Source organism: Vibrio sp. SCSIO 43097, from assembly GCF_023650755.1.
Classification (GTDB): Bacteria; Pseudomonadota; Gammaproteobacteria; order Enterobacterales; family Vibrionaceae; genus Vibrio; species Vibrio alginolyticus.
On sequence record NZ_CP071841.1, the window covers coordinates 936,919 to 957,626 of the forward strand.

General features: G+C 42.5%; 22 protein-coding genes and 1 riboswitch. Of the genes, 15 read left to right on the forward strand and 7 right to left on the reverse strand.

Annotated elements, in window-relative coordinates:
• Window positions 1-3: 3 nt before the first annotated feature.
• The 9 genes from J4N40_RS20505 to J4N40_RS20545 all read left to right on the forward strand — a co-directional run bounded on the left by J4N40_RS20505 (window position 4) and on the right by J4N40_RS20545 (window position 8,530).
• Window positions 4-717, forward strand: a complete 714-nt coding sequence (locus J4N40_RS20505) for a response regulator (protein WP_005373673.1) — start codon at window positions 4-6, stop codon at window positions 715-717.
• The gene (locus J4N40_RS20510; protein ID WP_042522686.1) at window positions 717-2,015 is read left to right on the forward strand and encodes an ATP-binding protein; all 1,299 of its coding nucleotides are present in this window, start codon (window positions 717-719) and stop codon (window positions 2,013-2,015) included. Before J4N40_RS20505 ends, J4N40_RS20510 begins: the two co-directional genes overlap by 1 nt.
• A 119-nt stretch (window positions 2,016-2,134) precedes the next feature.
• A complete protein-coding gene (locus J4N40_RS20515; protein WP_005373677.1) occupies window positions 2,135-2,527 on the forward strand; it encodes a YMGG-like glycine zipper-containing protein in 393 nt (130 codons plus the stop codon).
• Window positions 2,528-2,654: 127 nt separating this feature from the next.
• Window positions 2,655-3,011, forward strand: a complete 357-nt coding sequence (locus J4N40_RS20520) for a diacylglycerol kinase (protein WP_017635149.1) — start codon at window positions 2,655-2,657, stop codon at window positions 3,009-3,011.
• Window positions 3,012-3,032: 21 nt separating this feature from the next.
• Window positions 3,033-4,688, forward strand: a complete 1,656-nt coding sequence (locus tag J4N40_RS20525; RefSeq protein ID WP_250654481.1) for a phosphoethanolamine transferase — start codon at window positions 3,033-3,035, stop codon at window positions 4,686-4,688.
• A 123-nt stretch (window positions 4,689-4,811) separates the two neighbouring features.
• Window positions 4,812-5,744 (forward strand): Gfo/Idh/MocA family protein, encoded by a 933-nt coding sequence (locus J4N40_RS20530; protein WP_250654482.1) that lies wholly within the window; start codon window positions 4,812-4,814, stop codon window positions 5,742-5,744.
• 218 nt (window positions 5,745-5,962) lie between these two features.
• On the forward strand, window positions 5,963-6,394 hold the full coding sequence (locus tag J4N40_RS20535; RefSeq protein ID WP_005373685.1) for a YccF domain-containing protein: 432 nt from the start codon (window positions 5,963-5,965) through the stop codon (window positions 6,392-6,394).
• A gap of 692 nt (window positions 6,395-7,086) precedes the next feature.
• Entirely contained in the window at window positions 7,087-7,425 is a 339-nt protein-coding gene (locus J4N40_RS20540) for a hypothetical protein (RefSeq protein WP_250654483.1), read from the forward strand.
• Between the two features lie 256 nt (window positions 7,426-7,681).
• Window positions 7,682-8,530, forward strand: a complete 849-nt coding sequence (locus tag J4N40_RS20545; RefSeq protein ID WP_054576131.1) for a patatin-like phospholipase family protein — start codon at window positions 7,682-7,684, stop codon at window positions 8,528-8,530.
• A gap of 142 nt (window positions 8,531-8,672) precedes the next feature.
• Here J4N40_RS20545 and J4N40_RS20550 read toward each other — a convergent pair whose 3' ends face one another.
• Entirely contained in the window at window positions 8,673-9,521 is an 849-nt protein-coding gene (locus J4N40_RS20550) for a pirin family protein (RefSeq protein WP_115386523.1), read from the reverse strand.
• 401 nt (window positions 9,522-9,922) lie between these two features.
• On the opposite strand from J4N40_RS20550, the gene cspE reads away from it, so the two are divergent.
• From cspE to J4N40_RS20575, 5 genes are all read left to right on the forward strand, one after another.
• Complete coding sequence (gene cspE, locus J4N40_RS20555; RefSeq protein WP_005373691.1) at window positions 9,923-10,132, forward strand: transcription antiterminator/RNA stability regulator CspE; 210 nt, start codon at window positions 9,923-9,925, stop codon at window positions 10,130-10,132.
• A gap of 240 nt (window positions 10,133-10,372) precedes the next feature.
• Complete coding sequence (locus J4N40_RS20560; RefSeq protein ID WP_053304560.1) at window positions 10,373-10,582, forward strand: hypothetical protein; 210 nt, start codon at window positions 10,373-10,375, stop codon at window positions 10,580-10,582.
• Between the two features lie 50 nt (window positions 10,583-10,632).
• Window positions 10,633-10,773, forward strand: coding sequence for a PA3496 family putative envelope integrity protein (locus tag J4N40_RS20565; RefSeq protein WP_017633782.1), 141 nt, complete (start codon window positions 10,633-10,635; stop codon window positions 10,771-10,773).
• Between the two features lie 237 nt (window positions 10,774-11,010).
• Window positions 11,011-11,110, forward strand: a riboswitch (purine riboswitch).
• Between the two features lie 89 nt (window positions 11,111-11,199).
• On the forward strand, window positions 11,200-12,216 hold the full coding sequence (locus J4N40_RS20570; RefSeq protein ID WP_005373696.1) for an adenosine deaminase: 1,017 nt from the start codon (window positions 11,200-11,202) through the stop codon (window positions 12,214-12,216).
• A gap of 125 nt (window positions 12,217-12,341) precedes the next feature.
• Complete coding sequence (locus J4N40_RS20575; protein WP_053304562.1) at window positions 12,342-12,815, forward strand: peroxiredoxin; 474 nt, start codon at window positions 12,342-12,344, stop codon at window positions 12,813-12,815.
• 50 nt (window positions 12,816-12,865) lie between these two features.
• On the opposite strand, the gene J4N40_RS20580 is transcribed toward J4N40_RS20575, so the two are convergent.
• The 4 genes from J4N40_RS20580 to J4N40_RS20595 all read right to left on the reverse strand — a co-directional run bounded on the left by J4N40_RS20580 (window position 12,866) and on the right by J4N40_RS20595 (window position 17,480).
• Window positions 12,866-13,273 (reverse strand): SPOR domain-containing protein, encoded by a 408-nt coding sequence (locus J4N40_RS20580; RefSeq protein WP_005373701.1) that lies wholly within the window; start codon window positions 13,271-13,273, stop codon window positions 12,866-12,868.
• 212 nt (window positions 13,274-13,485) lie between these two features.
• The gene (locus J4N40_RS20585; RefSeq protein ID WP_053304564.1) at window positions 13,486-14,655 is read right to left on the reverse strand and encodes a D-alanyl-D-alanine carboxypeptidase family protein; all 1,170 of its coding nucleotides are present in this window, start codon (window positions 14,653-14,655) and stop codon (window positions 13,486-13,488) included.
• A 1,184-nt stretch (window positions 14,656-15,839) separates the two neighbouring features.
• On the reverse strand, window positions 15,840-16,697 hold the full coding sequence (yghU, locus tag J4N40_RS20590) for a glutathione-dependent disulfide-bond oxidoreductase (RefSeq protein ID WP_053304568.1): 858 nt from the start codon (window positions 16,695-16,697) through the stop codon (window positions 15,840-15,842).
• Window positions 16,698-16,913: 216 nt separating this feature from the next.
• Entirely contained in the window at window positions 16,914-17,480 is a 567-nt protein-coding gene (locus J4N40_RS20595; RefSeq protein WP_054576133.1) for a TetR/AcrR family transcriptional regulator, read from the reverse strand.
• A gap of 99 nt (window positions 17,481-17,579) precedes the next feature.
• Here J4N40_RS20595 and J4N40_RS20600 point away from each other — a divergent pair, with 99 nt between their 5' ends.
• On the forward strand, window positions 17,580-18,122 hold the full coding sequence (locus tag J4N40_RS20600) for a dihydrofolate reductase family protein (protein WP_250654484.1): 543 nt from the start codon (window positions 17,580-17,582) through the stop codon (window positions 18,120-18,122).
• Window positions 18,123-18,186: 64 nt separating this feature from the next.
• Here J4N40_RS20600 and J4N40_RS20605 read toward each other — a convergent pair whose 3' ends face one another.
• A complete protein-coding gene (locus J4N40_RS20605) occupies window positions 18,187-19,641 on the reverse strand; it encodes a sucrose-6-phosphate hydrolase (RefSeq protein ID WP_115386521.1) in 1,455 nt (484 codons plus the stop codon).
• A 31-nt stretch (window positions 19,642-19,672) separates the two neighbouring features.
• Window positions 19,673-20,596 carry a fructokinase gene (gene cscK, locus J4N40_RS20610; protein WP_115386520.1) on the reverse strand — a complete coding sequence of 308 codons (924 nt, stop codon included), beginning with the start codon at window positions 20,594-20,596 and terminating at the stop codon, window positions 19,673-19,675.
• Window positions 20,597-20,708 lie beyond the last annotated feature (112 nt).

The window sequence follows — 20,708 nt, forward strand, 5'->3', positions numbered from 1 at the left end:
TAAATGAACGCACAACAAATCAAACCATCTCTAATCATTGTGGAAGACGATCCCAAATTACAAACTATGTTGGGAGAGTATTTTGTTGAACAAGGTTTTCAGGTCAAATGTATCGACAATGGGACGGACGCACCCAATGCGATTATTGACACACAACCAGACGTGGTGCTGTTAGATTTGATGCTACCCGGGCAAGATGGTCTGAGTGTATGTCGTCAAATCCGAGAATGCTACAAAGGCAAAGTGTTGATGCTGACAGCAAGTGATGATGACTTCGATCATGTCGCCGCATTAGAAATAGGCGCAGATGACTTTGTTACTAAACCCATCAAACCTCGCGTATTGCTGGCTCGTATTCGCATGCTATTAAGAAGAAAAGAGGCGGCGCCTACCGAGTCCGAAAACGGCCTACAAATTGGTGTTCTGTGTTTAAACCGATTGCGTAAATCGTGCGTAATGAACCAAGAAGAAATTGCGCTGACAGACGGCGAGTTCGATTTGTTGTGGGTTCTTGCAACGCATGCTGAAAAAACACTATCACGCGAGTGGCTGACCAAAACACTGCGTGGTATTGAATACGATGGAACAGACCGCACCATTGATAATCGCATAGTGACACTGAGAAAGAAGCTAGGCGATGCTTCTTGCTCACCACAAAAAATCATTACCGTTCGCGGCAAAGGCTACCTATTTATGCCTGATGCATGGAATGAATAATGAGACGGATTTATCTGGAAAGCTTTGTTGGCCTTATCATTCTGTTTATGGCTAGCTTGTGGGGATACGAGTTCTTAGTTTATGAGATCAACACAGATTATGACTACCTGTTACAAGAGCATGAGGGTCAAGCTTTTCACGATCTGATCTACCCTATCTATAAAGAACACGGATTAGAATATACTCAACAACAGTTGGAACAATTTGCCACATCAAGCCATCGTTTGTTGGTGCCTCATACGCTTGAAGAGCTTCCAACAGACATCAAAAAGGCGTTTGAAAATGATACCTCCGTTAACGTCGCTTACGATGAAGAAAGGGATATCTGGTTCCGCCTAGATGCGAGCACGCCTATCTTTAAAATGAGCGATAATCCGAATAGCCCTGTGGTTAAAGCTGCCAACTTTGATGACAATATCGTTTGGTTGTTCTTTTTAGCTGGATTTGCTCTGTATTGCATATTGTTGATCTGGTTCTTAAGCCGTCGGATTCGAGAGCTAGAGAGAGTGACCGTTGAGTTTGCCTCAGGTAACTTCAAGGCTCGAGCTAGTACCTCAAGCGCTAAGTCCGTTGGGACGTTAAACAAAAGCTTTAACACGATGGCCGATAAAGTATCTCGCTTGATCACTAGCAATAAAATGCTAACTAACGCCGTTGCACATGAATTGCGTACCCCAATCTTCCGCTTACAATGGCAAGCAGATTTGTTATCGGATTCAACCTTAACTGAACAACAGAAAAAGTATGTTTACAGTATCGTCGAAGACATTGACGAGATGGAAGAAATGGTTGAAGAATTGCTTTACTACGCAAAGATGGAGCGTCCTGACACAGCATTACAAACTCAAGAAGAAGTCGTCCTATTCAACTTAGTCAAAGAATTACGACAGAGATGGCAAAAAGAGACTACGCTCGCTATCTCGCTTCAAGAAGTAAACTCAGAAAACGTTCTCGCGTTTGCTGACCCAAAATTGTTAAAGCGAGCCTTAGATAACTTGCTGCGCAATGCAATGCGGTACGCAGATAAGCAGATTTTAGTGGAGATAAAACACGATCAGCACCGCTGCTTCATCAATGTTCATGATGATGGCATAGGTATTGAAGAAAAGCATTGGCCTCATCTATTCGAACCATTTTACAGCGCGGATGAATCTCGCAACAAAAAGACGAGCGGGTTTGGGCTCGGTTTGGCGATTGTCAGACAGATAATGGAGCTTCAACGTGGAGAAGTTTCGATTTGCCATAGCCCACTTGGAGGAGCTTGCTTCACACTTAGCCTCAAAAAATCAGACAGTTAACTTAACCTTCCTACCCCGTTTACAGAAGACGACACTTCAATACACTCAAGCGACAGAGCCCAACAATAAAACAGTGTACATTTAATCCATAAGATTCACACACTAAATGGATAGTACTCATGTATAAATCTTTTATCCTGATTATGGCGCTTACTTCTACGCTTACAGCTTGCGCCTACAACCAAAAACCTGTCGTCGACATGACCAATGTTGACCCTAGTACATATGAACAAGACTTTCTTTACTGCCAAGGCTATGCAGAAAATGTCGACAAATCAGAGGCAGCGAAATCTGAAGCCACTAATGGGGCAGTTACAGGCGCATTGATCGGCGCAGCTGCTGGTGCGCTAGAAGACGGATTAGGTGGAGCGGCTGTCGGTGCTGCTGCCGGCGGTGCTGTAGGAGCTGGAGCTGGTGCTTTGAGTGGAACAAATGATTCAACCAAAACCCAATCTCTCGTATTGCGTAAATGTCTCCAGAACAAAGGCTATACCGTCTACGATCTTGATTAAATAAGCACTTTTCTTAAATTATCGCGCGATGGATTCTATTCACAAATGTTTCACGCTGTAACGATTAATCTCGTTACCTCTCTGGGATATGTGTTCCATCCCAATGCTTAAATAGTAAGGTCATATTTTGAAGCCAGGTAAAACAGGTATACGCCGTGTCATGGATGCGACCGGCTATTCATTTCAAGGATTGAAAGCCGCATGGACACACGAAGCCGCTTTTAGACAAGAATTGATTCTCGCCTTGGTGCTTTCCGTCTGTGCTTTTTTCCTTCCTGTCACCACATATGAAAGAGTGCTGATGATCAGTAGCCTGTTCTTGGTATTGATCGTCGAACTCATTAATTCCGCCGTAGAAGCGGTTGTCGACCGTGTTAGCGATGACTGGCACGAGCTCAGTGGTAGAGCCAAAGATATTGGTTCAGCAGCAGTATTTGTTGCGTTAACTCTTGCCCTTTTTATTTGGGCTTCGTTCTTGCTCTAATTTTTATTCAAGACACTCATTATGAAGACACATGATTTACAACAGAGAGGTATCTCTTACGTTACCTTTACTTTCCTGTTGGCGCTGTATTTCGCTCTCGTCGTAAATATCCCTATTTATAAAGAACTGATCGGCATCTTTACACACTTAGATAATGTCAAGATTGGATTTATTATCACAATACCAATTTTCTTTCTTGCCGCGCTCAATTTCCTTTTTAATTTATTTAGTTGGCCTTGGATCGGCAAGCCGTTCTTTATAATTTTAATCATTGTTTCAAGTATGGTGAGCTACGCAAGCTATAACTATGGCACACTTTTCGATTCTGGAATGATTGCCAATATTGTTGAAACCGATTCGAGCGAGGCGAGTTCTTACCTGAGTGCTCACTCTGTAATTTGGACGCTGATTATGGGAGTTATCCCAGCGATAATTGTCTTTAAGGTCAAGCTGCAATCTCAACGTCACCAATTACTGTACTTCTCTGTTACCAAATTAGTATCGATGCTGTCGTCGCTAGCTGTCATCGCCGTCATTGCCAGCGTGTACTATCAAGACTACGCATCTGTAGGGCGCAACAATAGCCACCTAAAAAAAATCATCATACCCACCCAGTTCGTTTACAGCGCGACCGGGTATGTGAAGGAGAAATATTTCACCACGCCACAGCCATATCGAGAAATCGGCACAGATGCAAAGCAGTCAGATAGCGCCGTACAGCAAGCACAGCACAAACCAACACTACTGGTTTTTGTCGTAGGAGAAACCGCTCGAACGCAGAACTACCAACTCAATGGCTATACACGAGAGACAAACCCTTATACTAGTAAATTGGATGTTATCTCATTTCAAGACGTCGCATCTTGTGGCACCGCGACTGCTGTATCTGTGCCTTGTATGTTTTCACAGCTCACGCGAAACGAGTTTGAACGCACCAAAGCGGATAACCAGGACAATGCTCTCGATATAATGCAGCGCGCCGGGGTTGACCTCATTTGGAAAGAAAATGACGGTGGGGATAAAGAAGTAGCCCACAAGATCAAGAAAATCGAAGTTGATCGAAAGCAAGTAAGCCCTATGTGTAATGGCCAAACTTGTTACGACATGGCGCTATTAGATCATTTTGATCAGGAAGTCGCGGATATGCACGGTAACCGAGTGGTCGCCATGCACCTTATAGGAAGCCACGGTCCGACCTACTTTCAGCGTTACCCAAGAGACAACGCCTTCTTTAAACCAGACTGTCCACGTGCAGATATCGAAAACTGTAGCATCGAACAAATAGTGAACACATATGACAATACAATACGCTACACCGATCTTGTATTAGCAGAAACCATCAAAAAACTTAAAGCGTTAGAGTCTGAGTATAATACCGCGCTAATTTACATATCGGATCACGGTGAGTCACTAGGCGAAAACGGATTGTTCTTACATGGTATGCCTTATGGCCTTGCACCAGATTTCCAAAAACGCGTTCCTTTGATTATGTGGCTGTCTTCGGGCTTTAAACAAGCGAAGCAGATCAATACCGACTGTTTGTATATACAAGCACAGAATGCAGGCCAATACTCACATGATAACGTGTTCCACTCTTTATTAGGCATTATGGATGTACAAACTCAAGCCTACGATAGCAAGTTAGATATATTCAAAGCCTGCCGAGCCGTTTCCTAAATCATTCAATAAAGCCTGGCTCAAAGTGTGAATCAGGCTTTTTCTAACAAGGTATTTAAACTCATCGCCGCGCCAAGCGTTATACTGACAGTCCGCGATCCATACATCGAGATAAGGACTAGGATGAAAATTGGTATTATTGGTCTAGGGGATATCGCTCAGAAAGCATACCTTCCTGTTATCACTCAGCTTCCAAATATCGAACTTGTATTTTGTACCCGCAACCCAAACACACTTGAGATCCTGGCTAAGCAGTATCGAATCTCAGAGATCTGCCAAGACTACCAGCAACTTCTGCACTTTGGCGTCGATGCCGTCATGATTCATGCGGCAACAAGCGTACACCCTCAAATAGCGGCATTTTTTCTGCAGCATGGAATTCCAACCTTTGTCGACAAACCATTAGCGAATAGTGCTGATGACGTAGAAAAGCTGTACGACATTGCCGAAAAAGAGAGACAGCCACTCTATGTGGGCTTTAACCGTCGTCACATTCCACTTTATAACCAACATATGCCACAAGTGCAGCAAGGCAACATATCTGACTTAAAGTCGCTACGCTGGGAAAAGAACCGTCACCAACTACCGGGGGATGTTCGTACCTTTATATTTGATGATTTTATTCACCCATTAGACAGCGTTAACGTCACAGCCAAAGCCGATCTAAAAGATGCTTATGTAACTCATCAACTTGAAGGTGGTCAGTTGGCGCGTTTAGATATTCAGTGGCAACATGGAGATACTTTGCTCCACGCCTCGATGAATCGCCACTTCGGTATCACTACAGAGCGCGTTCAAGCTTGTTATGCAAACAAGGCAGTTGAGTTCGACTCCTTCGTTGAAGGCAAACTATGGCAAGCTAACCAAGAGCAAAAAATCAATTTGAAAGACTGGACGCCAATGCTGACGAGTAAAGGTTTCCATTCGATGTTGCTCGATTGGTTTGGCGTCGTTGAGTCTGGAAATATTGCTGATGAAGTAGTAACACGCAACATTGCCAGCCATCGATTGGCAGAGCAAATTTGTCAATATCTCGAGAAAGTTGTCTCTAGATAATGCGATTCTTGGCTATATGCTTGATTGAGTATTACGCTCTATACTAAAAAGACTTGCATTAAGGAAGGCATTCATTCTCTGTTAAGACTACGGCGATTATTCTATCAATCAGGTGAATGAGGGCACAAAAGCACACATTGACAAAACAGACGGTTTAGATTTGTTTTACGGTGCTCTCAGGTATCTGAATCATCACATTCAAGAATAAAGGAAATAGAATGAGAACACTTGGTAACATCATTTGGTTTGTATTTGGTGGCGTATTTATGGGGTTGCTATGGTGGTTTTTTGGTATTTTGGCCTTTATTAGCATCATCGGAATACCTTGGGGGCGTGCGTGTATCGTTATGGGTAATTTTTCCTTTTTCCCATTCGGTAAAGAGGCCATCTCACGCGATGAATTGACCAATGAAATGGACATTGGCACGAGTCCGCTCGGCGTTATTGGTAACGTCCTTTGGTTTGTGTTTGCAGGCCTTTGGTTAGCTATCGGTCACGTACTTTCTGCCGCAGCATGCTTTGTCACCATAATCGGCATTCCGTTTGCGCTCCAACACCTCAAGCTAGCGGTTATTTCACTCGCACCAATTGGTAAAACGGTTGTATCGTCAGAAGAAGCTGCAATGGCTCGATACAACATCAATCGTTAGCAAAAAGCTAATGCGCTTTCTATCCTCTGGGCAGTCATGCTCAGAGGGTAACGCCCGTCAAAAGTAAGCCTATAATCGCTATCGCATATTCAATAATGGCTGATTGTATATTCATACCGTCACCTTTACGTTGAAGTTTATCCTAGCTCAGCACTGCTTTACTTTTATAATTAATCAATACACCCAAGTGAGTTCAAGATGCTAGACTCATAGCGTCGTCACTGATTCAAACTCCAAGAACGACGTAACGAAAAAGCGAGCTATCCTATGCTCGAAATATGGGTTCTTTCCCCCTCGAAGTAGAGTTCAACAACAAAAAAGACGAACTATAAGCATAGCCAAAATTAATGCTTTTCGACCTAAAATATCTCACATCAATCAAAGAAAGCTTCTAAGATTTTCTCTTTTTGAGTAAATATAGACAGTTACAGTAGCGAAATTCTTCTCGGTAAAAATCCCCACTCAATCTCATGATCAGTTTTTTAAAAAAACAACAAAAATTCGTTGTTATCTAGAGTAATTATTTTATTTGTCGCAGAGCAATTCCATCAATATCATTTGCGACATCGGAGTGCTAGAGCATTGAAATTTTTAGCATTTATCACAGGTATAGAACGTAAAAAACCTTTTATTACTTATTTTTCTTTTTTACATATGTTCTAACTCAACGTCTATTCAGACAGGAATATACCGTGGATAAATATCAAGCAGCTTATGCTAAACGTCTAGAGAAACTAAATGGGGATCCATCTCCTAAAACGATAGCCCGCCTTTCGGCTTGGGATGCGTTTTTTAACAAGGAGTACGAGCTCCAAGACTTGAAATACCAGCTATCGGACGCTGCGCACCAGCACTATGAACAGTCGCATGCGAAGAGCGACATTAGCTTCAAAGAATTCAAACGAGCGTTCTATAATGAATCCATCAAAATTTACAATTTAACTGATGGCGCTTCTATCCAGAAAGTATTCACCCCATTACTTTTGCTTACAACGCTCTGGATAGTGTTTGTATGCCTATTTAACAAGTGATCATCAAACTATTCCAACAACGATCAGTATGGGACTACAGGTATGGCTCTATGTAAGGGGGCTAATTCGCTCGGTCTCCTTCACTAAATTAGCGACTCAATTACCCGCAATTCCATAGGCTAAAAGTGACAAGGGCATCCGTTGATGCCCTTTTATTCAAAGGAACGCAACCTAGACCTTTGGCCCACTTGGGTATAAAACCATTATGCGTTAAGCTGCACGCTATTATCCGATTGATAAAGAGTGGAGCGAAGTGATGGAAAAAGTAGGCTCTCGAGCATTGATTGTCGAAGGTGGAGCCATGCGAGGCGTATTTTCATGCGGCATACTCGATCATTTTCTTGCTAGCGAGTTCTCTCCATTTGATAGCTTTTGGGGAGTGTCTGCGGGTGCTAGCAACTTGGCTGCCTACTTAGCTAAAATGCCCGGACGTAACTTAAAAATCTACCTCGATTACAGCTTAAGAAAAGAATTTATCTCTCCATCTCAACTTCTACGTGGTGGTGATATGATGAACTTAGACTGGATGTGGAATGTCACCCTCGAAGAACTTGGCATCGATAAATCTGCGCTCAAAGCTGATTCACGACCTTTCTTTTTAGGCGTGACGCGTCAAGACAATGGGCAAGCGGAGTACCACCTTCCTGATGTCGACGACTTGGCAGAAACAATGAAAGCCAGCAGCGCACTGCCTGTACTTTACCGAAATGGCGTATCACTGAACGGAATTCAATACGTTGATGGTGGCGTCTCAGACGCACTTCCTGTTGCAGAAGCAATAAAGCGAGGAGCCAAAAAGATTATGGTTTTACGCAGCCAGCCCGCAAGCTATCAAAAGCCAAGAGGAAGATTCAGCGCCCTAACTAGGAAGATGTTGAAAGAAACGCCCGGATTAATTGAACCGATGTTGACACGTGAAGTTCGCTACAATCAGACCTTAGCGCTGATCAACAACCCACCACCTGGTATCGAAATCATTCAAGTGTGTCCTCCTGAAACATTCAAGTTGAAACGGCTGAGTCGATCGCCAGCACCACTGCGTCATGCTTATGAGTTAGGAATTGAAGCAGGAAAGGAAGCCATCATACGCTGGAGTCAGAAGTAGAAAAAAGCCACGTGGATTAAACGTGGCTAACGCAAATTCGATGGCAGTGGATTATCGTATTTGCTTCTGGTCGAGCCCAATATTCAGGCTCAAAACTGTTTTAATTTGCTCGCTAACTGAGAAAGCGAGTAGGCTGTCAAAACTAGTAAGTTTCAAACAACCCAGAGTTGTAGTCTTGGATGGCTTGTTCTATCTCTTCCATGCTATTCATGACAAAAGGGCCATAATGCACCACGGGTTCATTAATTGGCTCACCTATAAAGATCAGTGCACCACTCTCTTTTTCGGCCTGCAATTCAACCCATTCACCTTTCGATAAAATGGCCATTTCGCCTTGATTGATCTCACGACCTTTTAATTGAATACGACCTTTATAGACATAGAGCATCATGTTGTTGTCTTGATCCGTGTTCAAATTCAAAGCTTGACCACCCATCGCTCTCCAATCGGCTACCGTGGCAGCAACACCTGTCTCTGTTAGCGGCCCCTGAATTCGTTCGTTGTTCATAGTCATATGACCCGCAATCAAACGCACAACCCCCGTATTCGGAGTATCAAACTCAGTGATCGTTTCAGGTTGAAAGTCATGATATTGAGCTGGCTGCATCTTATTTTTCGCAGGCTGGTTAATCCAAATTTGGAAACCATGCAGTTCGCCTTCCTTCATAATAGGCATTTCGCTATGGATGACGCCTCTTCCTGCCGCCATCCACTGTGCACCACCGGAACGAAGCTCGCCAACATTATCCATATGATCACGATGCTGGAAATGACCTTTCAACATATAAGTAAGCGTCTCGATACCGCGGTGCGGATGCGGAGGGAAACCGCCGATATAGTCAGCACGGTCTTCTGATTTGAGTTCATCCATCATCAAAAATGGAGAAAAGCTAGCATGATTGAAACCCGCTACTCGGCGAATTTTCACTCCATCACCATCAGCAGTAGGTTGCGCAGGAATAAGCTGACGAATGTCTCTGAATGTACTCATACTAGTTCTCCTAGTTTATCTTTGTGACCGCTTGCAAATCGCATGTTCAATCTATGGCTATCGATAAGGTTCTATTTTAGGTTGATGAGCTAAAATTATGAGCCATACTATTCGTTCTACTTATTCAACTTTTTCGAACAATACAATTTATCGAGTTAATAATGAGCACATTTAATTTATCTAAAATAAATGTAGCTATTTTCTAAACAAGGTGTATAGTGTGCCTTGGCTCTTAGAAGAGAGCTGTTAATGCAACATTTAGTTTAAGTTTCCTCTCAGTAAAATCTTGAATCCCCAATTCAGACACCTGCGTACAACTTCCTCTTGATTGAACATTCAATAGCTTAGAAAAGATCCACAAAACAAATCATAATTTTTATGTTTAATTCAAAGGTATTTTTATGTCTAAAGTAACTGGTTCAGTAAAATGGTTTAACGAAACTAAAGGCTTCGGCTTTCTATCTCAAGACAACGGCGGCCAAGATGTATTCGTACACTTTAACGCTATCGTTTCTGACGGTTTCAAAACACTGACTGAAGGTCAGAAAGTAAGCTTCAATGTAGAGCAAGGTAAAAAAGGTCCTCAAGCGACTGAAGTAACTCCTCTATAAGACTGCTTTTCTTGGTGTAGCATGCCCATGCTGCACCAAACCTCTCTCCTTCAAAAATATTCTTTCATCAATCACTCAGCCTAATTTTAGTCATTGCTTTGTGCTATCTAAAATAAACTGAATAGTACTGCTTAATTTATTATTTATAGGAAAAATCATGTCCTCAAAAAGAACTGGCCGTCAAAGGCATTGGTATCAATTACTTAACAAAGAGAAAATCACTAAAAAACAGGAGAATAAATGTTAGAAATTGAATTTAATTTAGAACAACCTCAAACCTCTTGGCACGCTAAAATACATCAATTAAATGGTGATATTTTACGAAGACACGTATTACCGAAACTTCTTTCTCATAGCTTCATGATCGATTTTGAATATTGTGAGAAAACGCAATCTGGAACTATTCTCTGTGATTCAGGTTCAAAGTTAGGAAGTTTTACTGTTAACTGATTCAGTTTTCATGCATTAATGGATAATGCAACTAATTTGGAAGGTATCCAATGGCTAGAAAAAGTAAGAAGCAGTCAGAAAAAGACAAAAAAGAGTCTGAACAAAACGCGGCGGCGGTAAAGCAGAAAACTCGACGCCGCATAGAAGACATCATGGAACAAAGAGAATTTGATAAGTTATTCGATCTATAAATGCTCTCTAGTGCTTTCTCTGCCTTTATCGTTGTGCAAGGTACCGCCACCTACCTTTGCTCAAACGAATCTCCACTCTTTTAGACTACTCTTCTAATTACACGTGCCTCTCACACACGCAAAAACAACTGGCTCCTCTATACTCAAGTGACTTGCAAATAGTCGTTTCGCTCACAGGAAAACCCGTGACTAATGACAGTTAGGTTATTTGCGTATAGCCAAAGCGATATTTTTGCGTATAATCCCTCTCGTTTGCTTCGTATAACCCCAATGATATGGTTTGGGGGTCTCTACCAGTTCCCGCAAAGTGCTGATTACGAAGAGTTGAGATCATCGTGGGTCTTACTCTTTGTGATAGCGTTCGATTTATTTCTATCTATACCTATTCTTAGAGTAACTGCATCCACAATACACATAAGGTGGAATATGAACGCATTTATTCAAGGTCTTCCAAAAGTAGAGCTGCACTTACATATCGAAGGTTCACTTGAGCCGGAACTCTTATTCAAATTAGCAAAACGAAACGGCATCGAGATCCCTTACTCTTCTCCGAGTGAACTACGCAGCGCATATCAGTTCACAGACTTACAATCATTTCTCGACCTCTATTACCAAGGAGCGGGAGTTCTGCGTACTGAGCAAGATTTTTACGATCTCACTTGGGAATACTTACTGCACTGTAAAGAAGACAACGTTGTTCATACCGAAATCTTTTTTGACCCTCAAACACACACAGAACGCGGCATAGACTTTGACACTGTTATCAATGGAATCGCTCGCGCGCTAAAAGATGGTCACGAAAAACTTGGCATTACCTCGCAAATTATTGCGTGTTTTCTCCGTCACCTTTCAGAAGAGAGCGCCATAGAGACCCTACAGGCTATTCTGAAACACCGTGATAAGATCATTGGTGTTGGACTAGATTCTTCAGAACAAGGTCATCCGCCAGCTAAATTCAAGCGCGTATTTAAACAAGCAGTAGAAGAAGGCTTACTTACCGTTGCTCACGCAGGTGAAGAAGGCCCCGCACAAAATATTAGCGATGCAATTGAAATGCTTTACGTGAGCCGCGTGGATCACGGTGTTCGCTGTGTTGATGATGAAGCATTAGTTGAATCCTTAATCGAAAGCCAAATGCCACTGACAGTGTGTCCGTTATCGAATCTTAAGCTATGTGTATTCGACGATATGAAAGATCACAATATTGTGGATTTGCTACGAAAAGGTGTCGCCGTAACGATTAACTCAGACGATCCTGTGTACTTTGGTGGCTACATGACGGATAACTTTCTGGCCGTCAACAACGCACATCCAATGAGTAAGAGTGAACTTGCCCAATTTACAATGAACGCGATTGATGCCAGCTTTATCGATAACGAGTTAAAGGCGAAATATCGTCACCTTGTTAGCCAATACGTAAACCAGCACGAAGCGTTGCAATAAAGGCATAGTGCCACGCCTTAGGTCAAACGCGTAGGTATTAAAACCCTACAAAGACTCTGTGGTTAACCGCATTTATAAACGCTAGACTGAGAAAGCTAAACTAGCACACAAAAAGGAATAGAATCATGATTCAACAAGGCCAAGCTCTACCAGTTGCAACTCTAAGTGAGTTGACTGCCGATGGTATGGTTAACCACGACGTTACAGAACTGTTTGCGAACAAGAAAGTCGTACTCTTTGCTGTACCTGGCGCATTCACCCCTACCTGTTCAGAAGCTCATCTACCAGGCTATGTGGTATTAGCTGATGAGCTAAAGGCAAAAGGTGTTGATTTAATTGCGTGCGTTTCTGTAAACGATGCATTTGTGATGCAAGCGTGGGGCGAAGCTCAAAACGCTTCTGAGATTCTGATGTTGGGTGATGGCGACGCTAGCTTTACTAAAGCATTGGGTCTTGAAATGGATACAGGCGGCTTTGGTGGTATTCGCTCACAACGTTACGCGATGATCATTGAAAACGGCACAGTGGCTAAGCTTAACGTTGAAGAGCCAAAAGAGTTTGAAGCAAGCAAAGCAGAAACGATTTTAGCGGCGCTTTAAGCTTACTCCTAAATACAAAAACGGAAGCCATCGCTTCCGTTTTTTGTTGGTTAACGCATTCTCACAACACTCGTTTGTTGCTTACGCTGCATTTCCGCAAAAGTCAGCACAAACGGGGATGACTGCTTTACACGGCTTGGTAATGAAGAAAGCGCATTGTAGGCATCCTGCTTCGTTTTAAAATCACCAACAGTTACCGTATACCAACGCGTGCCTCGGCTGTTTTTCCAGTTAACCCAAACCGGATGCTTAGGATCGATATAGCGAATATAATCTTTCACATCTTTTTCTTGCTTTAGCGCGAGTACCTGCATCGTGTAATGGTTTGGGTTTAAATAACCATATGCATCCTGAGAGGTCATGACTCCAACACATTGGCCGCTATCGACCTCCTGCTGGTAAGGCATAGCGCAGCCCATGAGCGATAAAATCAATGTCAAAGATAAAATCTTGTGCACGTGTCACTCCATTCTTGTTCTAGTTTCTTTTCTCTCGCACCCAAAAACACAAAACGCTCTTGGTCAGGTAAAAACACACCCTTACAAGAGGGCCTGTGTTTTAACGCAACGAGTATTCCAAAAACGTAAGGCGACCACGTTGGTCGCCTTAGTAAATTGATTTAATAGAACATTAACAAGATAGAGTGATATAGACAGAAGTTCGCTACTGTTTAGAACCAGCTAGCGACCAATTGCTTAAACCAGTCTAAAATTCGCTTGAATAAACTGCCTTCCTCCACGGACTCCAATGCAACGAGCTCGGCTTCATTTACGACCTTACCTTCGACTTTGTAAAGCACTTTACCAACCACTTGTTGCTCAGAAATTGGCGCAACTAAATCACCGTTGTATTCAACTTCCGCTTGCAGATTTTTTACATCTCCTTTTGGCAAAGTGAGATAAACATCGTTAGCTACGCCGACAGTAAGCTCGTCTTTTTCGCCCATCCAAACTCGAGCTTTCGCAAGTTCCGCACCCGCCTCAGTCGGCATTACCGTATCGTAAAAGCGGAAGCCATAACTCAACAGCTGCTTGCTTTCTGATTCACGAACATTCTCACTCTTCGCTCCCATCACTACGGCAATCAAACGCATATCACCTTGTGTTGCAGAAGTCGCTAGACTATAACCCGCGCCGCTTGTATAACCAGTTTTCATGCCATCGACATTCATACTACGATCACGAAGCAAGCCATTACGGTTGTATTGAGTGATGCCATTGTAAGTAAACGAGGTTTCGCTATACAGCGGATAGATATCAGGTAAGTCACGAATAATCGCTTGGCCCAACTTGGCAATATCATAAGGTGTCGAATATAAACCGTCACTGTCTAGGCCGTGAGGGTTGGTGAATGCCGTGTTAGACAATTCAAGCTTGGCGGCCCAACTATTCATCAAACTCACAAACCCTGATTCACTTCCCGCAACATGCTCAGCAATAGCGACACTGGCATCGTTACCAGATTGAACAATCAGACCACGGTATAAGTCAGACAAAGAAACGGAAGTATTGACTTCAATAAACATTTTTGAAGAATCTGGGAAATTTTTTGCCCAAGCATTTCGGCTGATGACAACCTCATCATTCAACGTAATATTGCCTGTATTAATTTCTTGACCAGCTACATAAGCAGTCATCAACTTCGTTAAACTCGCGGGGTTTAAACGTTTGTGGGCATCACGTTCAACCAGTACTTTCCCCGTATGGAAGTCCATCAAAACATAACCACGAGAACTGAGTTCCGGCGCATTTGGCACAACTGAAGGCGCAGCATAAGCCAACGAGGATACAGCAGCGAACCCTGTAATTAACACTGTGTGTAATATAGTACTTTTTCTCATCATGACATCTTATCTTAGTAGCATTTAAGGCTTACAAACGGTACCCGAATGAATTCAAAGCGCGGGATTACCTAGTTAAAAAACGAGTATATTGAAACGGCGCTCAGTTACAGCCACCTTGTTACGATTGGTTACTTTTACTCAATGTTTGTCGAAAATAATGAGAGGTAGGTAGAGCTTTCGTCTTGAAGAATGAAACAGGAGCGAAAATAATTCCGTAACGCTATGTTTTTTTGAGAGGAGAGAAAAAGCGCGCAAGTCAATTCAGGGAGTAAGTTGGTATAGGAAAAGTAGTTGAGCTTTTATCCATATCTAAATAGGAAACAACAAAAACAATCAACAATAAGCCCAGCTAATTATTTACCAAGAAAACATATTGAAAACGCATCATAAAATCGTAATTAATTATCGATAAATTTAAAAACCTAATATTATAATTTATGCAAATTTCATTTATTATTAAACTGGAGAAAAATACAGCTTTCCTTTTTTAAAACTAAGAGACGATTTTTTCGATGTTTTTAGGTTTATCTCATCAGAGAACTTGGTATAACAGTGAGGAATAAGGCATCCGGACTTAGCGCGAAAGGATAACCCACTGTTATTTAAGTTCACACGCTGCTTTTTAATGACTAGAGACTTTAAACTGCGGTTACCTTCGGTTTGTTCGGCTATTCTTTGACGTATCCCAACCCAGTACGACTCAAACGACGACATCATACATATCCTCTTTCATGATATAAGCATTAATAATTAAACATCGCTAAAAGCTAAGCTTGTCTTAAATAAAAGTACTAGAAATTAATTTTATTTCTTCAAAACAAATCAACTCGCATATTCCACATAAATTTAGAGGTTATGTCAAATATTAATTATCATTAATTTTATTTATAATGGATATAAAATCAGTTTATAATTTTTAAATAATTTAATTATTAGAAAGCAGTATGACCAGTCCATATTTAACATGGAAATATGAGCTTTGTTTTGCATCATAATATATAAATACATTAAAGATTCATCTACGAACTAAATGCTCTTCAAGAGGTGATATAAATTAGCATTTCGAGACTAAATGAGAATAAAAATAGCGCACCGTATATGGTGCGCTATAGATTTGATTAAGGTCACTGTATAAGCATAGATAAAACTAAACTCATTTGACGTAGCTAGGCCAAGATTGCTTATGGTTTAAGTTTCAATACTTTATCAATATCTTCTGCGCTGTGGCGCTCAGGTAACTGCTCCCATTCTTCACCCCATGAACGGTTCACAATTCGACCACGTTTTACCGCTTCACGCTCATCAATTACTTTTGCCCAACGCACAACGTTTTTGTAGCTTTCTACGTCTAAGAATTCAGCCGCATCGTAAGCACGACCCAACACAAGGTTGCCGTACCATGGCCATGTTGCGATATCAGCGATGCTGTACTCATCGCCACCTAGGAATTCATTGTTCGCAAGACGCTTGTCTAATACATCTAACTGACGTTTTGCTTCCATTGTAAAGCGGTTGATTGGGTACTCGAACTTCTCTGGTGCGTACGCGTAGAAGTGACCAAAACCACCGCCTAGGTATGGCGCAGAACCTTGCAGCCAGAATAACCAGTTCATTACCTCGGCACGTTTCGCGCCTTCTGTTGGTAGGAAGTGACCAAACTTCTCTGCTAGATAAAACAAGATGTTGCCAGATTCAAACACGTTCACTGGCTCAGAACCCGAACGGTCAACCAATGCCGGAATTTTAGAGTTTGGGTTAACAGCCACAAAGCCAGAGCCAAACTGGTCACCATCGCCAATCTTAATCAGGTACGCATCGTATTCTGCTGCCGTTACGCCTGCCGCTAAAAGCTCTTCAAACATGATCGTCACTTTCTGACCGTTTGGGGTACCCATTGAGTAAAGTTGGAATGGGTGCTCACCAACTGGAAGCTCTTGCTCATGACGTGCGCCAGAATCCGGACGGTTGATGCTCGCCCACTGACCGCCGTTTTCATTATCGTTTGTCCAAACTTTTGGTGGAATGTATTCGTTAGCCATTGTTTTCCCTTATTGTGTTTGAATGCATCTTCAAACTGACGGGTCTTACGCGCCAGCAAGCATTATTAACATCACCTCTTCGCCAACTGCGATTAGGCATACTCAAGATATTAGGTCGAATTCGCTAAATAAAAGTCCTGCAATCTCTTTTAGTTAGAACCTTTGGTTATGGGATTTTCTTTCACGCTATAAGTAAAAACGTCGCGATAATGTGAACTAGGTTCGAGATGCCAATAACGAAGAACAGATCAGATTCAACGGCCCATCCATCATCTCCGTCTGAATCAAACTCGTATCGTGGCAACAACTGATCGAGAAAGCGAACCCGTGTAGGTAATCTGCCAATAGATCCAAACTGTCTTTCTCCACTTGCGGAGACAGTGCCAAAGGCTGAACAATGATTTGATAGCGCTCGGTAAACACTTGAGCAGGGCCATACGATGTCATGCTCAGCATGGTTTGCAATAACCCGTTGTACTCACGCAGCAGTTCAATGTAGCTAATACACAAATTTTTGAGTTCGCCTTGCCAATCTTCATTCACTTTCGGTTGATAAATTTCCTCCACCAGCGATGTGGTCAACGCTTCAAGCAACGCATTCTTGTTTTTGAAGTAGTAATAGATCGCCATAGGATCCACATTTAATTGCGTCGCTAACGAGCGAATACTTGGTACCTTGCTATCCTTTTTCATCAATGACTTAGCTGTATCTAGGATGCTTTCTGCGCTTAACTGCGACTGCTTAGCGGCTGGTCTCCCGCGTTTCTTTTCGTTGACAGACATTTGATCTTCTCGATAAACTCATACTTATTCTACATTGTAGAATTAATTTTAAACCATACTTTAGCTTGGCTCAAGCATCACCATTTTGATGAGGTACTCATGGCAAATATCGTATTTATTGCAACCAGTCTGGACGGTTACATCGCAGATAAGCAGCGCAAACTCGACTGGCTACATTCAGTACCAAATCCAGACAACATTGATACTGGTTTCTTCTCACTGATGGAGCGTATTGATGGCTTGGTAATGGGGCGCAACACCCTAGATGTCGTACTGAGCTTTGATTGCGATTGGCCATACAGCAAACCTGTGTTTGTACTCAGCAATACCATGACAGAAGTGCCACAAGGCTACGAAGACAAAGTCTTTCTAGTAAAAGGCGAGCAAAAAGATGTGCTTGCGGAGCTAAACGCAAAAGGCTTTAACGATCTTTACATCGACGGCGGAGTGACGATTCAGAACTTCCTGAAAGAAGATCTTATCGATGAAATGGTGATCACGCGCTTCCCTATCCTACTTGGCGGCGGCGCGCCACTATTTGGGGATTTAGAACAACCGCTAAACTTCAAAGTCACCAAGAATGAAGTTGTTCTGGATACCTTAGTTCAAACAACTTACGTGCGTGATAGGCAGTTAAGTTAGATAGTTAGAAAGAAAAACGCCCTTCACTAAATCAATGAAGGGCGTTTTAATGTATTCGAAACCGTTACTTAGCTGATTCAAACAAACCAGAAATACCTTTCAAAGGGAAAAGCCTTGCTTGCTCCAACCCTCTCAACGTTACCGTATTGAGGTCATCAATAAAGAAACGACTGGTCATCGTGTGTTTGCCGCCATTAATGAAAATCTCGATGACAGAATTGTCGATATACATCTCAATCGTCTGCTTAGCGTCCAATCTTGGTGCTTTTCGAATACCACCAAATTCTTCTGCGTACAAATGAGACATGTGACGACGGTCCAGCATAAACTCGTGCTTTGTCGCACTAAAGACGATGTTGTCACCTTTGAGGTTACTCAGCTCAAGTTCAAAGCCATCGCCCTCAAGGTCTAATTGGATCAAACAACTTGTGCTTTCCAGTGTATGGGACTGTGCAAAGACCACCTCTTCTTTTCTTAAACTCTCCAATTCAGGGAGTGGAGTTTGAACAAGAAAACCATCTTTCAACGTTAGTTCTCTAGGAAGAGACAACATTCCTGCCCACTGGTGTGTGACCGATGGTGTGTCGATTTCTGGCAACCCTATCCATGCAATAAGAATGCGACGCCCATTCTCATCTAAATAGGTTTGTGGGGCGTAGAAATCAAACCCATAATCTGGCTGCAAAATATCTTGGTGGTTTTCTAAAGTCATCGACTCTAGGTTCAACTGATCACCCACGATATATGCGACAGAATAGATGTTTTTGAAATCATAAGGATTACGACTGCTCACGCCCTGTGGAGAAAACAGCATCACCGATTGACCATTAATCTCAAAGAAATCAGGACACTCCCACATGTACCCAAGGTCAGAAAACTTGGTCTTGATAGGACCTTTATGCTGCCACGTTTTCAAATCTTTGCTTTGATAGAGCGCCATTGAACCATGCTCGGTTTTGGTTTGAGCTCCCACCACCATCAAATAGTCGTCGTCTTTCTTCCAAACTTTTGGATCACGAAAGTGCTCCGTGTAATGTTCATTTTCGATGACCACTCCATTTTTTTCAATGTTGCCTTCCGAATCCATAGTGGCAAAACATTGTGTTGGAATTCGATTCCAGTTTTGGTCACGCTTATTACCAGTAAAAAACAGCAAAGCCTTGTTGTTTTCCACCAAAGCACCGCCCGAATAGACACCATGTGAATCGTAGTCTTGGTCGGGATGAAGACCCACGCCATGATCTTTAAAATGGATGAAGTCTTTAGTAGAAAGGTGGTACCAATACTTCATTCCATGGACTGGTCCCACAGGCGTCCACTGGTAAAAGATGTGGTGCTCACCATTGAAATAGCACAACCCATTTGGGTCATTTAACAGCCCAAATCTAGGGGCGATATGAAAACTAGGAAAGCCTTTATCTTGCTGACGTGAAAGTGTCATTTCTTCGATATCACACTGAGGGATTTGCTCAAGTCGACGATATCTTTGCTCTACAGTCCAACGGTTGTTTAAGCTCATAATTTTTCTCAACTGAAATTGGATCTGAAGATCATTGCCCAATAAATTGCAGCAACTCTGTCTGGGTCGGAAGCGCGGTCATTGCGCCTTTTTGCGTCGTCGCTAATGCACCACTGCCATTTGCCCATTGAATCGCAGAGCTAACAACAGGATGATTTTTCCAATCGTCATGCCGAGACAGGCATGCCAGTAGCCCTCCGACAAAAGCATCACCCGCACCTGTGGTGTCAATCGGACTAACGACTTGACCTGTGATCAGTTCACTCTGACTTTCAAAGACGCGCCAAACACCTTTCGCACCTTGTGTCACCAAGACCAAAGCAATATTCAAAGAGGCTATTTGTTGTAAACCTTGCGCCATCGACGTTGAGTCAGTCAAGAACAAAAGCTCTTCTTCAGAGAACTTAACCACATCGGCCATCGCTACAGCCTTCATCACGACAGCTTGGATTTCTGATTGATCTTGCCACACTTCATCACGCAAGTTAGGGTCAAAGCTAATGAAACCACCAGCGGCTTTTGCTCTTTTGATCGCCTCAAATGTGCTGCTTCTACTTGGCTCATTTGCCAGTGAAATTGAGCAAACGTGTAGCCAGTCACCTTGCTTAAAGTTTGGGATGTCTTCAACAGACATAAACTGATCAGCGCTCGGTTTTACCATAAATGTAAAGCTGCGTTCCCCTTGATCGTCTAAATCTACCACCACTGTTGATGTTCTTTGCTCAGGGTCTTTAACGAGAAACTCCGTGCTCACGCCCTCTTGATCGAGCGTTGATTGCATGAAGCGACCAAATGGGTCATCACCTACACGTCCAAAAAACGCACTCTTACCAGATAGACGAGCAATTGCTACGGCGACATTCGCTGGTGCACCACCGGGACATTTGAGTAAAGAAGTCTCAGATTCCGGTATTAGATCGACAACTGCATCACCAGTTACCCATACTTGATTCATCTTGCTTACCTTGAAATTAAAGCCCTGATAGTCCAACGTGTTGAACACCTTCACTACCAAGTAAAAATTGAAAAAGGCTAGCCAAGCCATTAGTGCTTGGCTAGCATCCCAA

Excerpts from the sequence above, each read along its gene's own strand:
- J4N40_RS20505 (WP_005373673.1), top strand. The coding sequence starts at position 4 with ATGAACGCACAACAAATCAAACCATCTCTAATCATTGTGGAAGACGAT.
- J4N40_RS20510 (WP_042522686.1), top strand. The coding sequence starts at position 717 with ATGAGACGGATTTATCTGGAAAGCTTTGTTGGCCTTATCATTCTGTTT.
- J4N40_RS20515 (WP_005373677.1), top strand. The coding sequence starts at position 2,135 with ATGTATAAATCTTTTATCCTGATTATGGCGCTTACTTCTACGCTTACA.
- J4N40_RS20525 (WP_250654481.1), top strand. The coding sequence starts at position 3,033 with ATGAAGACACATGATTTACAACAGAGAGGTATCTCTTACGTTACCTTT.
- J4N40_RS20530 (WP_250654482.1), top strand. The coding sequence starts at position 4,812 with ATGAAAATTGGTATTATTGGTCTAGGGGATATCGCTCAGAAAGCATAC.
- J4N40_RS20535 (WP_005373685.1), top strand. The coding sequence starts at position 5,963 with ATGAGAACACTTGGTAACATCATTTGGTTTGTATTTGGTGGCGTATTT.
- J4N40_RS20545 (WP_054576131.1), top strand. The coding sequence starts at position 7,682 with ATGGAAAAAGTAGGCTCTCGAGCATTGATTGTCGAAGGTGGAGCCATG.
- J4N40_RS20550 (WP_115386523.1), bottom strand. The coding sequence starts at position 9,521 with ATGAGTACATTCAGAGACATTCGTCAGCTTATTCCTGCGCAACCTACT.
- cspE (WP_005373691.1), top strand. The coding sequence starts at position 9,923 with ATGTCTAAAGTAACTGGTTCAGTAAAATGGTTTAACGAAACTAAAGGC.
- J4N40_RS20560 (WP_053304560.1), top strand. The coding sequence starts at position 10,373 with ATGTTAGAAATTGAATTTAATTTAGAACAACCTCAAACCTCTTGGCAC.
- J4N40_RS20565 (WP_017633782.1), top strand. The coding sequence starts at position 10,633 with ATGGCTAGAAAAAGTAAGAAGCAGTCAGAAAAAGACAAAAAAGAGTCT.
- J4N40_RS20570 (WP_005373696.1), top strand. The coding sequence starts at position 11,200 with ATGAACGCATTTATTCAAGGTCTTCCAAAAGTAGAGCTGCACTTACAT.
- J4N40_RS20575 (WP_053304562.1), top strand. The coding sequence starts at position 12,342 with ATGATTCAACAAGGCCAAGCTCTACCAGTTGCAACTCTAAGTGAGTTG.
- J4N40_RS20585 (WP_053304564.1), bottom strand. The coding sequence starts at position 14,655 with ATGAGAAAAAGTACTATATTACACACAGTGTTAATTACAGGGTTCGCT.
- yghU (WP_053304568.1), bottom strand. The coding sequence starts at position 16,697 with ATGGCTAACGAATACATTCCACCAAAAGTTTGGACAAACGATAATGAA.
- J4N40_RS20595 (WP_054576133.1), bottom strand. The coding sequence starts at position 17,480 with ATGTCTGTCAACGAAAAGAAACGCGGGAGACCAGCCGCTAAGCAGTCG.
- J4N40_RS20600 (WP_250654484.1), top strand. The coding sequence starts at position 17,580 with ATGGCAAATATCGTATTTATTGCAACCAGTCTGGACGGTTACATCGCA.
- J4N40_RS20605 (WP_115386521.1), bottom strand. The coding sequence starts at position 19,641 with ATGAGCTTAAACAACCGTTGGACTGTAGAGCAAAGATATCGTCGACTT.
- cscK (WP_115386520.1), bottom strand. The coding sequence starts at position 20,596 with ATGAATCAAGTATGGGTAACTGGTGATGCAGTTGTCGATCTAATACCG.